The sequence below is a fragment of the Pseudoalteromonas ulvae UL12 genome, assembly GCF_014925405.1.
Classification (GTDB): domain Bacteria; phylum Pseudomonadota; class Gammaproteobacteria; order Enterobacterales; family Alteromonadaceae; genus Pseudoalteromonas; species Pseudoalteromonas ulvae.
In genome coordinates, this window is the sequence record NZ_AQHJ01000022.1 from 118,717 (window position 1) to 132,822 (window position 14,106).

Annotated in this window: 10 protein-coding genes; 3 read left to right on the plus strand and 7 right to left on the minus strand. The window is 40.7% G+C overall.

What is annotated here, in order from left to right:
• Nucleotides 1–141 precede the first annotated feature (141 nt).
• Entirely contained in the window at nucleotides 142–459 is a 318-nt protein-coding gene (locus PULV_RS02685; RefSeq protein ID WP_086743016.1) for a TraR/DksA family transcriptional regulator, read from the plus strand.
• 10 nt (nucleotides 460–469) lie between these two features.
• Nucleotides 470–721 carry a YdcH family protein gene (locus PULV_RS02690; RefSeq protein WP_086743015.1) on the plus strand — a complete coding sequence of 84 codons (252 nt, stop codon included), beginning with the start codon at nucleotides 470–472 and terminating at the stop codon, nucleotides 719–721.
• Between the two features lie 161 nt (nucleotides 722–882).
• Here the strand turns inward: PULV_RS02690 and PULV_RS02695 are convergent, their stop codons facing one another.
• From PULV_RS02695 to pgi, 7 genes are all read right to left on the minus strand, one after another.
• Nucleotides 883–1,599 carry a SapC family protein gene (locus tag PULV_RS02695; RefSeq protein WP_086743014.1) on the minus strand — a complete coding sequence of 239 codons (717 nt, stop codon included), beginning with the start codon at nucleotides 1,597–1,599 and terminating at the stop codon, nucleotides 883–885.
• Between the two features lie 172 nt (nucleotides 1,600–1,771).
• On the minus strand, nucleotides 1,772–3,331 hold the full coding sequence (locus PULV_RS02700; protein ID WP_086743013.1) for a tryptophan halogenase family protein: 1,560 nt from the start codon (nucleotides 3,329–3,331) through the stop codon (nucleotides 1,772–1,774).
• Nucleotides 3,332–3,359: 28 nt separating this feature from the next.
• Complete coding sequence (locus PULV_RS02705; protein WP_193330877.1) at nucleotides 3,360–4,925, minus strand: tryptophan halogenase family protein; 1,566 nt, start codon at nucleotides 4,923–4,925, stop codon at nucleotides 3,360–3,362.
• A 113-nt stretch (nucleotides 4,926–5,038) separates the two neighbouring features.
• On the minus strand, nucleotides 5,039–7,594 hold the full coding sequence (locus tag PULV_RS02710) for a TonB-dependent receptor (RefSeq protein ID WP_193330878.1): 2,556 nt from the start codon (nucleotides 7,592–7,594) through the stop codon (nucleotides 5,039–5,041).
• A 726-nt stretch (nucleotides 7,595–8,320) separates the two neighbouring features.
• Complete coding sequence (gene pgl, locus PULV_RS02715) at nucleotides 8,321–9,028, minus strand: 6-phosphogluconolactonase (RefSeq protein WP_086743010.1); 708 nt, start codon at nucleotides 9,026–9,028, stop codon at nucleotides 8,321–8,323.
• A 1-nt stretch (nucleotide 9,029) separates the two neighbouring features.
• Nucleotides 9,030–10,499, minus strand: a complete 1,470-nt coding sequence (gene zwf / locus PULV_RS02720; RefSeq protein ID WP_086743009.1) for a glucose-6-phosphate dehydrogenase — start codon at nucleotides 10,497–10,499, stop codon at nucleotides 9,030–9,032.
• Nucleotides 10,500–11,002: 503 nt separating this feature from the next.
• A complete protein-coding gene (gene pgi, locus PULV_RS02725; RefSeq protein ID WP_193330879.1) occupies nucleotides 11,003–12,646 on the minus strand; it encodes a glucose-6-phosphate isomerase in 1,644 nt (547 codons plus the stop codon).
• 352 nt (nucleotides 12,647–12,998) lie between these two features.
• Here pgi and PULV_RS02730 point away from each other — a divergent pair, with 352 nt between their 5' ends.
• On the plus strand, nucleotides 12,999–14,021 hold the full coding sequence (locus PULV_RS02730; RefSeq protein ID WP_086743007.1) for a LacI family DNA-binding transcriptional regulator: 1,023 nt from the start codon (nucleotides 12,999–13,001) through the stop codon (nucleotides 14,019–14,021).
• Nucleotides 14,022–14,106: the final 85 nt, after the last annotated feature.

Sequence of the window (14,106 nt, forward strand, 5' to 3'; positions counted from 1 at the left end):
AAATTATGCAATCACTGTGCAAAATTAACATGAGCATTACAAACAATTGCGATAAATGGAATTTGCATGGCTTGTTGTTCTAGATCAAGTTTTTAATTTTCAAAAGGCGTAACGTAAGTATCAAGGAATAAGGAGACGAATATGACCGCCCAAGCAACGCTATTATCGCAACTAGAAAACAAACAACGTGAATTGCTAAGCCGTATTCAAGCTATCGAGACAGACTTTAAAAACGGTCGAGCAGCTGATTTTGCCGAACAAGCGACTGAGACAGAAAACGATCAAGTGCTCGATGAAATCCATCATCAAGCCAAAGAAGAGTTGATACTCGTCAATGCCGCCATTGCTCAAATTAATCATGGACACTATGGTCAGTGCAGCCAATGCGCAGCGCCTATCGAAGCTGCGCGTTTAACCGCACTCCCTTATGTACAAACTTGTATTCACTGCGCACAATAGGATAAACATTATGAATATTGAAAAACACGACATCCACCGTGAATTCCCTGAATTTAAAGAAGAGATCCGCGAACTAAAAATGAATGACGGACATTTCTCTCGCCTATTCAAAGAGTATCATGAACTTGATCATGAAGTGATCCGCATCGAAGAAGGTGTCGAAAACACCACAGATAATTATTTAGAAGGGCTGAAACTAAAGCGTTTAAAGCTTAAAGATGAGCTTTACAGCATGCTTAAGAGCCATGCTGAAACAGCATAACCTCAATGGGTTTGTTACTTGCACTCAAAGCACCTTCGGGTGCTTTTTTCATGCCTGTCAATTAAGCTAATTTCTGAATAAACCATCACGCTGGATGACAAAAGTAAATCTCAGGCATAAAAAAAGAGCGATAATCGCTCTTTTTTTATTTAAAACATCGCTTATTGCGCGTTTTGGTCTGCTTTAATACGAGCTAGACGATTCACTTGATGCATAGACGTTAGGAAAGAATAAATCGGACCTAAGAAACCACGCTTACGAATATCTAGGAAATCTTCGTCAGATAATTCGTTTAGTTTTTTCTCGTCAATTAAGTAGATACCGTTGATATCACGTTTTTCACCGTTGATTTCAATCGTTAGCGTTTGCGCTGACAATAACTCTTTGTCTGCTAAGTATTTAGAAAATGCAGCTGTAACTTGTGAAAACTCAAGGTAAGAGATTAATGACTCTTTACGACGCTTAAGGTATTCAGTTTCTTCGCCTTTTTCGTCGAATAACTCACGACCTTCTTCTTCGTTTACTAAATCGCTTGATTGCACAATCGCAACCATTAGCTTTTCTTTATCTTCAGGGTTAGCAACCAATGCTAATGGGTAACGAACTAATGCATGTGGAATGTACATGCCTTCCCATTTTCCATCTTTGATGAATAGGTTTTCGTTTGGCTCAAGGCCTAGCATCGCAACTGGCTGAAACTCGCCTGTTTCTGCGTTTTTTACATATACAATTGGGTATTCGTTTGCTACACGTGAAAACTCATGCGCCACGATAGGCACTAAATGTTGAGTTTTCATAAATTCAGTGTTGATGCCGTTTTTAATTTTAGTTTTCGCATGTGTTACATTGTGTAACGGTTGAATATTTGAATCCGTCATTTTACTGCTCCAATAAATACTATTTTAATGTGTTCAACTTACTGTTGGCCTTAAGGCTACTGGTTTTAGCTATAAATTGGAAGGGGAAAAATGCAGTTTCCCCATCCAAGCTAAAAAATAAATGCCTTCACCAAAACCCTATTGATAGTAACTTTTAGCGTCTGTGTCACTTCTATAATTTTGCCATGCCATATTGTTTAATTTTATCAATAAGATCACGATTTGATGGCAATTGACTGATCAGTTGTTCAGTGAGTTTGTCGATTTGCTGCTTTTTCATCTTGGCTTGGGCAACATGAGGGAAAGCGGATAAATTATCTGCCAGATTGGTCTTAAAGCCCATGCCATATAAAACAAATAAGTAGCTATCGAGGACAAACGGTTCAAATGCATTGTCAAAGTCATGTTTACTCGGCGGATGATATTGCCAGTGAGCCAACTTCTCTTGTAACGAATCAGGAATGGATTTCGGGTCACAATTATCAACCCAATATTGGGTATCTCTGCGATTTGAAATACAGTAATGCAGTTTGATGAAATCAACACTTTTTTGCCAACGCAGTGAAAAAGTATTATTAAACTTTTTCTCAACATACGGCATCGCTGCAAAGTCTCGCGGGAATTGATCCGCAATCATGTTGACACCCGCTTCAATTAAAAAAATTGCCGATGCTTCTAATGGCTCAATAAATGCGGCTGACATACCAATGGCCACACAGTTTTTGTGCCAGAATTTCTCTCGGTAACCCAGGTTCAGATTGATTTTTCGTACATCGATGTCTTCAGCCATCTTGCCAGCATAATTACGCAAGACTTGTTCTGCCTCCACATCGTTTGTATGTTGACTACTATAGACATACCCAACGCCTCGGCGAGTTTGCAAACCTATATCCCAGGTCCAACCCGCGTCGTGTGCTGTTGCGATGGTATTAGACGCTATAGGCGATGTGTCTGATTGATAAGGAACTTGGAATGCCAACGCAGTATCATTAAAAATGATGTCACTGATCCCTTTCCATTTCACGCCCAATGTTTCGCCAAGCAGTAACGCTTTTGAGCCAGAGCAATCAATGAAAAGATCGCCTTTAATGTCACCAGCGATATCGGTCAAAACAGAACTGATATTGCCATCTACACTCAGGTTCACCTGAGTGACATTCGCACTGATATGTTTGACGCCTAACTTTTCAACACAATGCTTTGTCAGTAACTCGGCAAACTTATTCGCATTAAGATGGTAAGAATAGTTTTGTATCGCTTGGTATTGCGGCGTAGTGATTAACTTAGGCGCTAAGCCTAATTGTGAAACGCGACTTTGAGAAGCAGCAAGTTGATCATAAGGCATCTCACCTAGTTCACCCGCCAGCCAATACGGGGCCAGATTAAAATCATAAGAAGCATGAAACACCGCATTGAGCGGGTGGAAATAGCTGCTTGATTGACCATTTGTGGGTGTATTAGACCAGTTTACAAATTCAGCTCCTTGTTTAAAACTGGCTTCACAGAAAGTGATGAATTCGACTTCATCAATCCCTATTTCTTGCAAAGTGGTTCTAATCGTTGGCCAAGTGCCTTCACCCACCCCCATAATTGGAATATCTGGTGATTCAACAAGGGTAATATTGACTGAATCGGGCGCAAGTATGTTTAATTTTTTTGCCAGTAACGCTGCTGATAACCAACCAGCCGTTCCTCCACCGACAATAACTACATCATTAATTCGTTTTTTCATATCAGCCTCTCTTAGGCATACAGACTCACTAAATTTTACTAAAACCATGTTGATGCACTTTATTCAACAGCGCTCGGTTAGTGGGTAAGTCTTTGACTGCAAATTCAGTTATTTTTTTCACTTTATCAAAACTCATGGTTGCCTTATCTACCATCGGAAATAACGCCCGACTCGGCTCTAAGTTTTGTTCGAACCCCATTCCATTAAGAACAAACTGGTAGCTTTCTAGTGGAAAGGGTTCATACACATTGGCAAAATCATAATTACTCACAGGTTGAACTGACCAATGGGCTAATTGCGCTTTGAGGGAATCAGGGATCGTCATTTCGTCTTTATTTGCTCGCCAAAACGGATCATCGCGTTTTGATAAAACGTAATGCAGCTTGATGAAATCAATGGTTTTATCCCAACGGAATTTAAATGATTCATTAAATTTTCTTTCAGCATACTCCATCCCAACTCGCTGACGAGGAAATTGCTCTGCGAGCATATTTGATGCGGCTTCAATCAAGAAAATAGCGGATGCTTCAAGCGGCTCAACAAAAGCGGCAGACAAACCAATCGCCACACAGTTTTTATGCCAAAATTTTTCGCGATAACCCACTTCCATTTTTATTTTTCGAGTCATCAAACCTTTAGCTTGTGGGCCAGCATACTCGAGTAAGATGCGCTCAGCGTCTTCATGAGACATAAACTTTGATGAATAGACATGCCCAATGCCGCGGCGGTTTGCAAGACCTATATCCCAAATCCATCCTGCTTCTTGGGCGGTTGAAATTGTGCAACTACTGATATCAGCATTAGGATCGTCATAAGGTACTTGTACTGTGACGGCATAGTCGGTCAGTAAGGTATCTGCGACCGATTTAAAGCCAATGTTAAGTGCTTTACCGAGCAATAACGATGAAAAACCTGTGCAATCAACAAAAAAGTCACCTTCTATCAAGCCACTATTTTGGGTGTTCACGCCTGAGATCGAACCTGTCTCATCGAGGCACACTTCAGTCACATCATCGGCAATAAAATGAACGTTCAAGTTTTCCGTACAATGTTTTTTTAACATTTCAGAAAACTTACCCGCATCTAAGTGATACGCATAACTTTGCAGCCCATCATAAGCTTTGGTTGTAATTTGCTTCGGCGCTAAGCCTAATTCGCAGCATAACGCTTGTGGACTCACCGCATTAGCATAAGTAAGTGACTCATCGCCTGCATAGCCAAGCTTCCAATAAGGAGATAAGTTAAAATCGGTAGGATCATAAATGGAAGAAAACAAATGATAATAATGATTATTTTCGCCATTGAGTGGGTTACTTTTCCAATTGACGAATTTTGTTGCTTGTTTAAATGATGCGCCGCATTGTTTTATAAATTCACTCTCATCGATACCGATTTTGGCTAACGTTTTACGCATCGTTGGCCAAGTGCCTTCGCCCACACCGATTGTTGGAATATTAGGAGACTCGATTAAGGTTATTTTGATTGCATCGTTTTTATCGCAATTTAAAGATTTCGCTAAGTTGGCCGCCGTTAACCAACCAGCTGTTCCACCACCTACAATGACAATTGAGTCTAAGATTGCTTTTATAGCCATCACGCTCTCCTCCTAGACATATAAATAGAATTTTTTCTTTTACAACAGTAAAGGGATTAATTAAAAAAGGGAAGGCTATGCCTTCCCTTTTAAGAATCAATTACACGAGGTAATTAGAAACGGTATGCAACTTTAACGGCATAACGTGAACCGTTATCAGTAACAACACGTAGCGTGTTCAAACCACCACCGAAGTATTGGTTAGTGATTTCGTTTGTTAAGTTAACACCTTCTAGAGACACATCTAAGTGCTCAGTTGCATGCCAAGTAACAGACGCATCTAGGAACTGTTGGTCAGAGAAGAAATCGTTACCGTTACCTAGTGCAGTCCCTTCAGCGTAGAACTCGTCACGAGAAGTATAAGCTGCACGAGCAGTAAACATTTCGTTCTCGTAGTAACCAGTTAAGTTGTAAGCATTACGTGACGAACCTGGAAGACGGATTTTATCGCCATCATCTGTTTCACCTGTTGCATCAACATACGTGTAGTTGAACAACATACCAAAACCGTTGCCGAAGTTTGTTTGGAACTGGAATTCAGCACCTTCAATTTTACCACCACGACCTTGGTCAGGAACACTTACTTCATAACGACCAGGTACTGGTACATCTGTTAAATCTTCAATGATTTTCTTAGTCGAAATGAACGATGCAATGTCTTTATTAAAGATTGCGAACGACACTAAAGATGATTCGTTGTAGTACCACTCTAAACCGATATCCATTTGGTTAGCGCGGAACGGTTCGATCGCAGGGTTACCACGAGACGCTTGTAAACGACCACTTTCTGGTGGAGTTTGTGGTAAGCCTTTATAACCTGGAGTTAACTGGCTATAGCCTGCACGCGTCATTACTTTCGCAGCAGATACACGTAAAATCATGTCTTCGCTGATGTCTAATGCCGCATTGAAGCTTGGTAACCAATCACTATAATTACCTTCGAATACGTCTTTACCTGTTAGGTTACCGTTATAAGCTGAACCTTCAGTGTCAGTTTGTACATAACGAAGACCTAAGTTACCGCGGTAGCTATCGCCACTGAAGTTACCTTGAGCATACATTGCAAACACATCTTCTTTAACGCTACCCCAGTTACCTTCTTGGAAATCCCAAGCTGTAGTTGCGTTGTTTAGCGCATTCCAATACGCTTTGCCATCAAGCTTAACGTAAGAAGTTGGTGTGCCACCGGTTACAACTTCACCGAAGTCAGATAAGTAACCATCTGAAAGATCGCCAATGTTATTAAAGTTTAACTGTGATGCATCAATTGTTGCACCATAAGCTGCGTTTGAGAATTCATGTGAACGAACTTTTAAACCAGCTTCAAATTGAGTGATTGCACCCCAATCAACATCAAGGTCTAAATCAACTTGTGCATACACTTCTTCATCTTCTAATTCTGTACGAGCTAGAGAATGACCTTGGAAGGCCTGCCAAGAAGGATCACGTAAATCAACACCATTTGGTATCATGATCATGCTGTTAGCTAGGTCCATGTTCACATCAACAGTAATACCTGTAGAAGCATTAACAGGTTGACCCCATAAACCATTAGCGTTACCACCATTACCACCGTCTGCCCACGTTTTACCGATAGCACCAGATAGCTTATATGTATCACCTTGGTATGAAGCTTGAAGGTCGATGACGTTACTTGTCATGACAGCATTACGTGTATTGGTATCTTGTGCTAACCAACCTGCATCATTTACAGTACCAACTAGAGGTAAACCATTAGGCGCTGTACGACCAGAAACGTTAGTCATCGTGTCGCCGTTAGCACCAATTGTTAAAAAGTTTTGGTTTGTATTGAAAGCATCTAGCTCTGTACGAAGATAATGAAGCGTGAAATCTAAATCATCTGATGGTGCAAACTGCATAGTTAGGTCAAGAGCAGTTCTTTCACGGTCTTGATCAAAACCAGCAATACCTGAAGCTGACCATGATTCTTCCCAGTAGTTTTCAGACTTACGACCACGACCAATTTGCTCTAGTTGAGAGCCCATTGCCATGATACCGAATGTCTCATCTTCATTTTTCCAGCTACCAAGAACCGTCGCGCCGAAACCATTGTCGTCGCTTAATGAATTTGTATTTGCTTCTACAGATGCATAAACAGTAAGAGAATCAAGTTCTAAAGGCTTGCGAGTACGCATAACAACTGTACCACCCACACCACCTTCGTCTAAAGATGCAACAGGAGATTTGTAAACTTCAAGACCAGCAATCATTTCTGAAGGCAAAAGGTCCATATTGAAGCTACGCTTGTTTGCACCTTGAGAGAACCAAGCTGTAGAAGCTACAAATTGGCCATTTAATTGAACTTGAGTTAGCGTTGGATCAACACCACGAATTGATACTTCAGCACCTTCACCTACGAAACCGCGGTTGATAGATACACCAGCAACACGTTGAAGTGATTCAGCAATATTTTTGTCTGGGAATTTACCAATATCTTCTGCTGAAATTGAATCAACAACAGCATTGGCAAAACGCTTAGTATTAACAGCCGCTTCTAAAGAGCGACGAATACCGCGTACTTCAATGACTTCAACATCTTCTTGAACTTTGGCTTCTTCAGCCGCATAAACAGTACCAGTAAAACCTGCAGTCATCACAAGACCGATGTTTACTGCTAATAAGCTTTTTTTGAAATTTTTAGCTAACACAGGATTCCCCTTGAATCAATTTTGTTGGTTTTTTATATCACTTCTGCCCAGTGATGATGACAACGCTGTCATCTAGTAACAAACCATACACGCAAAATTACAACTTCGCTACATTTTTTTTGCGTTTTTTGTACAAAAAAACAGTTTGACACTGATTTAAAATACAAAAAATTAACATAGAAACATGCTCGTTGCATTCTGCCCCTTTGCGGTTCCAATAGTACCTAGCGTTACATAGGAATGTAAAGATATAAGCGGTGAGATACCTAGGTTCAAAAGTGTAACCAAATTTATCGAAGAAAATAACAGCAGAAAATAGCATTTAAAATCAATACCTAAGCGATTTTACGAAGAGTCGGATTGACTGGTTTGACCTTTAGACTGAACTACGGTTCAAAGAAAAAGAACCGCATCAAGATAAGTGTATAAAACAAACTTGCAACGTGTTTATTCAAGGGGACCATAGAGCTGCTCTGTTTAAATTATCGGGCAGGATAAATAAACCATACTTTACGGTAGAATACACAAATGACAGCGCTGTCATTTGTGTATTCTACCGTGCCTTTTTTAAAAAAGCCAACATATTTAAAGTCGATTTAATAGAATTTCTTGTCATTAATACTCCATCACTTCCTTTTTTACTGTGATGACTCTCAAACAACAAAGTGGACTCAATAAAAAAAGCACCTTTCGGTGCTTTTTTTATTCATCTTTTAAACACAATAATTAAGGTGCCCAATACACCTCTACCGTAACATCTTCTTGTTGAAGTACGGCACTGACAGGCGTTTGAGCCACATCGAGGTTCTGTTTTGCTTTTCGATAAACAGCTAGCTTTTCTTGGCCACTGATCAACAACTTAATCACTTTAGAATTAAGAATACCGCTTAAGCTAAGCGTCATTCTTTCAGTAATGTCCCCTGTTACTTCGCTTTTATGTGCATTGATTGCACAGACGAGCTGTTTAGTCGTCAAGCCATGCTCCAAACCCGTTGCATGAGGAAATAACGATGCCGTATGGCCATCTGGTCCCATGCCTAGAATCGTCACATCAAAAGGTTGCTTAAGTGTTTGATAAGCTGCTTCACATTCAACCACACCCGCTTGAGCTGAGTCTGAGGCATTTTTCATAGTCACGAAATTCGCATCTTTAGCGTGACCTTGAAGCAAAGTTTGCTTAATAAACGTTTCATTACTCTTTTCATGCTGAGCATCTACCCATCGTTCATCGACCATCGCGACATCAATTTTATGCCATGGTAATGCTAAACCTGATAAATGTTTATAAGCCGGTGCCGGTGAAGAACCACCTGAAACAAGCAATGTTGCACGGCCGCCAGCCTCAATTCCTGAAGTTAATGCGACTTCAAGCGATGTAGATAGCTCGGCATTTAACGCTTCTTTTGATTCAAAAAATTTTTCAATAATTGGCATGTTAATCTTCGTCCCCGGCATTAAACCATGTGTGATTGTTTTCTGCTAACAGCTCATCCGCATCAACGGGGCCCCAAGAACCGGCACGATATAAAGCAGGTGTGCCTGCTTGTTGCCAATGTTCAATTATCGGATCAATCCACTTCCATGCTTGGCGAACTTCATCACGGTGGATAAATAATGCGGGGTTATTCGCTGCAGCATCGAGCATCAAACGCTTATAGGCATCACCTTGGTAACCATTTTTGTAATCTTCAGCCAGCTCGATATTTAAAGTAACAGGCTCAAGTTCCATTTCTAATTTATCCAAACGCTTTGACATTAAGGTCAACTGAATGCTTTCTTCAGGTTGTAATTGAATAATTAACCGATTCGGTTGGATAGCGCCAACATTTTGCTCATACACATTATGTGACACACCTTTGTATTCAACTACAATTTCAGCGCAACGCTTTTTAAGGCGTTTACCTGTACGCAAGTAAAATGGCACACCTGACCAACGCCAGTTATCAATATGCGCTCTAATAGCTACAAATGTTTCTGTGATTGAATTATCACCGAGTTCTTCTAAGTAGCCTGGTACAACCTTGCCATTGAGCGTGCCTGGCACATATTGCCCTCTGACAATATTCTCTGACACAGCTTTGCCAACTAGAGGTCGTAATGCTTCTAAAACTTTAAGCTTTTCTGTGCGAATGCTGTTTGCATTAAGTTTATGCGGTGACTCCATCGCCACTAAGCATAATAACTGCAACAAGTGATTTTGAACCATGTCTCGAAGTGCACCCGCTTTGTCGTAAAAGCCTGCGCGCGTTTCAAGACCCACGGTTTCAGAAATACTGATTTGAATATTGTCGATTGATTTTGCATCCCACAAATTTTCAAACAAAGCGTTTGAAAAACGAAGCGCCATCAAGTTTTGAACGGTTTCTTTACCTAAATAATGGTCAATACGAAAGATTTGCTCTTCTTTAAAGAATAACGCCACTTGCGAGTTGATTTCTTCAGCAGACGCGCCGCAGTAGCCAATCGGCTTTTCAACAACAACCCGCGAAGTCTCAGTAATGAGTTCCATTTGTGACAATAGCTCACAACAGCGGCCATACACTGCAGGAGGAAGAGAGAGATAAAATACACGAGAGCGATCCGCTTCAACTGACTCAAGGCGCTCTTTTAACACTGTCCAGTTTTCATCTATTTCTGTGACGTTTATCGCGATTGGTTCAATAAACTCAGCAAATGCTGCCCAATCTTTTTTATTGTATTCGCCTTTACTGAGGTGAGCTTGTAATCCTTGATTGACTTTTTCGATGAATTCTTCGCGATTTGCTAATTCTCTGACCGTTGGCATGATGCGGCTACCTGCTGGCAAATTGCCTTCCTGATATGCGCGGTACCATGCAGGAAGCAATTTACGTAGCGATAAATCACCACCGCCACCAAAAATAACAATATCAAATGGGTTTAGCATAGTTAAATCTCTTTTGTTGGGAGCGAGAGCTCTATATCAATGGCACTGTATGTACATGAACAAGTGCTGAGGATTATAGTATCTTTTTATTGGGTAATTGTTTGGTTAAATTACCGTTTATTTCGCTGCTTTTATATGAATTCGTATGCAGCTGCCATTATTTAAGTGAGTAAATATGCCTGAAGCAGCGTATGGAGGCAATTAAAACGAGTGCTTTAATTCATTTTTAGGATAAGGGGCTCAGAGTTTGCAACCCTCTCACAAATTGCAAACCCTAAAGTCACCCGCGCTACCCGTTCAAAGGTTCGTTTACCACGGTATAGATAATGAGTCTTAGAGACGCTGTAATCCCTCTCACAAAATTACAGGTCCTAAGTACTCAGCGCTACCCGTTCAAAGGTATTCAGTTTAACAAAAAAGGCTCTCTGAGATTGCTTGTCTCACATCAAGCAACCTCAGAGGACGCCAGCGCTACTGGTTCGGAGCAATCTTGCTCACTAGAATTAAGCTCTTTTTTGTTTAAAGTAGTTTATTAAATTATTGGTTGAACTGTCGTGTTCATCTGTCAAATCATGATTAGCTAGTTGCGCTTCAATATTCGATGCTAAGCCTTTACCTAATTCGACACCCCATTGATCAAATGAGCAAATCTCTAACAAAATGCCTTGGCAAAATATTTTATGTTCGTATAACGCAACCAATCGTCCGACGGCACGAGCATCTATTTTGTCCAATAAAATCGAGGTTGTTGGACGATTTCCTTGATGAACTTTATGCTTAACTAATTCACTAATACGTGCTTCTGAGACACCTTTACTCTTTAAATCTGCTGTAATTGTGTCTTCATTCACTCCATCCATCAGCGCTTGAGTTTGCGCAAAGAAATTAGACATTAGCACTTGATGATGCTGCCCTACGTCAATGCTTGGCGTTACAGAGCCAATAAAATCAGCCGGAACAATGGTGGTCCCTTGATGCAAATACTGATAAAACGCATGCTGACCGTTAATGCCCGTCATACCCCAAATCAGCGGTACCGTTGTGTAATTGACCGACTCACCGGAAAAGGTCACTGATTTACCATTACTTTCCATTTCTGCTTGTTGTAAATAAGCAGGAAGCATATGCATGGTCTGATCGTAAGGTAAAATAGCTTGCGCATCAGCGCCTAAAAAGCTGGTATTCCAAACACTGAGTAAGGCCATTATCACCGGAATGTTATGCTCAAAGTCCGCGGTTAAAAAATGCTGATCAATCTCATGCGCGCCCGCGAGTAATTCTTCAAATATTTCAAAACCTAAATACAGCGCAATTGGCAGACCAATCGCTGACCACATTGAAAAACGACCGCCAACCCAATCCCACATCGCAAACACATTGTCACTATCAATACCAAAATCAGCGGTTTTGGCCAGATTAGAGCTCACAGCGACAAAATGTTTGGCCACAGCGCCTTGTGCAGTTGTTGCTTTATTCAACCATGCCAGTGCAGTTTTTGCATTGGTCATCGTTTCAGATGTAGTAAACGTTTTAGATGACACCACAAACAGTGTCGTGGCAGGGTCAAGCTGCGCTAATACTTGGTGGATCTGAACCCCATCGGCATTAGAGACATAATGAATATTAAGGGTGTCATCTGCGTAAGTTTTAAGCGCCTCGGTCGCCATTTGAGGGCCCAAATTTGAGCCGCCGACCCCAATGCTCACCACATTTTTGATTGCCTGACCATCAAAGCCAAGCCACTGTCCTGAACGCACACGCGCCACAAACGCTTTTATTTTAGCCAGCTCTTGATGAACTCCTTGATTGACATCTTCGCCGTCTAAAAACAAAGGTGTGCCAGCAGGTTGACGAAGCGCAACATGAAGGACAGCACGGTCTTCAGTAATATTAATTTTTTCACCCGCAAACATCTTATCGCGCCATTGGCGTAAATCAGTTTGCTCTGCTAGATTCAACAACTGCGTAAATACATCTTGAGTCAGGCGCTGTTTTGAGTAATCGAACAACACACCATCAATCGCAACAGAGAATTGATTAAAACGTTGAGGATCACTGGCAAACATTTGCTTTAAATGCAGGTTTTTAACTTGCTCGGCTGATGTTTGTAGTGCTTGCCATGCAGGCAAAACAGAACGGCTACTCATAATGCTTCCTTTATCGCTAAATCTAAACGTTGTTAAATCTAACTAAATTTTGTTCTAACACGTCAAATAATGAACATGTTTAATGTATAGAAGTTAACAATAAGTAAAAATGACAACGCTGTCAATAAGTCAAATAAACTTTTTGACACCGTTGTCATGTTTAATAAACGAAATATTTTCTGCTATCTTGCATAGAAGTTAGATAAACTAAGCAAAATCAATCGGGATGCTAAGTTAAAAATTTCAAGAAGAAATATTTCAATGTAAACTCATTGCCGATAAATCTTTGGCTTTATGCGCTTTTGCTGACAAGTAAGGTATGTTTCGCTCACAACGAAAATAAAATAATAATATGAAAGTAACAATAAATGACGTCGCTAAACTTGCCGGCGTATCAATGAAAACCGTATCACGTGTGATGAACAATGAGCCATCAGTGCGTAAAAAAACCTACGACATAGTGATGGAAGCGGTAAACGAATTAAAATATCAGCCTAACCTTGCAGCACGAAGTTTAGCTGGAACAAAGTCATTCACCATAGGTTTAGTTTATGATAACCCCAATGCCTACTATGTTTTAGACATGCAAAAAGGCATTTTGTCTCGCTGTAAAGAAGAAGGCTATGAACTCCTTATTCATCCGTGCTCAGGCAGTGATGATATGATGCTTGAGGAGTTAGCAACTATGGTAAAACGAGCGCGTATTTCAGGCTTGATTTTAACCCCACCTTTATCTGAACGCCCTGATGTAATTGAAATGCTCGATCAACTCAGTGTTAATTATGTTCGTATTTTGTCAGGTTGTGAAAGCTCTTCAGAGCAAACAGACTGCATCTACGTAAATGACCGTGATGCCAGTTTTGCCATTACGGAGCACCTTATTTCACTTGGCCATCAACACATTGCTTTTTTATCTGGTGATAAAGAGCATAAATCGACTTTAGAACGATTGGCAGGCTATAAAGAAGCCCTCAGTAAAAATGGCATAGCCGTTGATGAGTCGTTGGTTATTGATGGTCAATATTCATTCGAATCTGGGGTGACAAATGCCAAACAATTACTGGCAGACAATAAAGACGTCAGTGCAATTTTTGCATGTAACGATGAAATCGCTGCGGGGGCACTTTTTGCTGCTCGTTTAATGTCCATAAAAATCCCTCAGCAGCTGTCGATTGCAGGATTTGAGGATAACCCATTTTCTCGTCAAACATGGCCAAAACTGACCACCGCACATCAATCTATTGATACCATTGCCCAACATGCAGCCAAACTGCTGTTTGCAAAAACACGTGGCACCCGTAATCAAGACAAAGATCTTCGAAAAATGTTTACTCCTGAGCTTGTTGTCCGAGATAGCACTGGGGCACAAGAGTAACCCTTCATAATTAAAAACAATCATGCCGATAAACTATCCATCGGCATGATTATTCAATCAATTGTTATAAACTGACTGAGCTGTT

What these genes read in the sequence shown, in the direction of transcription:
- PULV_RS02685 (WP_086743016.1), top strand. Translation starts at nt 142, where the DNA reads ATGACCGCCCAAGCAACGCTATTATCGCAACTAGAAAACAAACAACGT.
- PULV_RS02690 (WP_086743015.1), top strand. Translation starts at nt 470, where the DNA reads ATGAATATTGAAAAACACGACATCCACCGTGAATTCCCTGAATTTAAA.
- PULV_RS02695 (WP_086743014.1), bottom strand. Translation starts at nt 1,599, where the DNA reads ATGACGGATTCAAATATTCAACCGTTACACAATGTAACACATGCGAAA.
- PULV_RS02700 (WP_086743013.1), bottom strand. Translation starts at nt 3,331, where the DNA reads ATGAAAAAACGAATTAATGATGTAGTTATTGTCGGTGGAGGAACGGCT.
- PULV_RS02705 (WP_193330877.1), bottom strand. Translation starts at nt 4,925, where the DNA reads ATGGCTATAAAAGCAATCTTAGACTCAATTGTCATTGTAGGTGGTGGA.
- pgl (WP_086743010.1), bottom strand. Translation starts at nt 9,028, where the DNA reads ATGCCAATTATTGAAAAATTTTTTGAATCAAAAGAAGCGTTAAATGCC.
- zwf (WP_086743009.1), bottom strand. Translation starts at nt 10,499, where the DNA reads ATGCTAAACCCATTTGATATTGTTATTTTTGGTGGCGGTGGTGATTTA.
- pgi (WP_193330879.1), bottom strand. Translation starts at nt 12,646, where the DNA reads ATGAGTAGCCGTTCTGTTTTGCCTGCATGGCAAGCACTACAAACATCA.
- PULV_RS02730 (WP_086743007.1), top strand. Translation starts at nt 12,999, where the DNA reads ATGAAAGTAACAATAAATGACGTCGCTAAACTTGCCGGCGTATCAATG.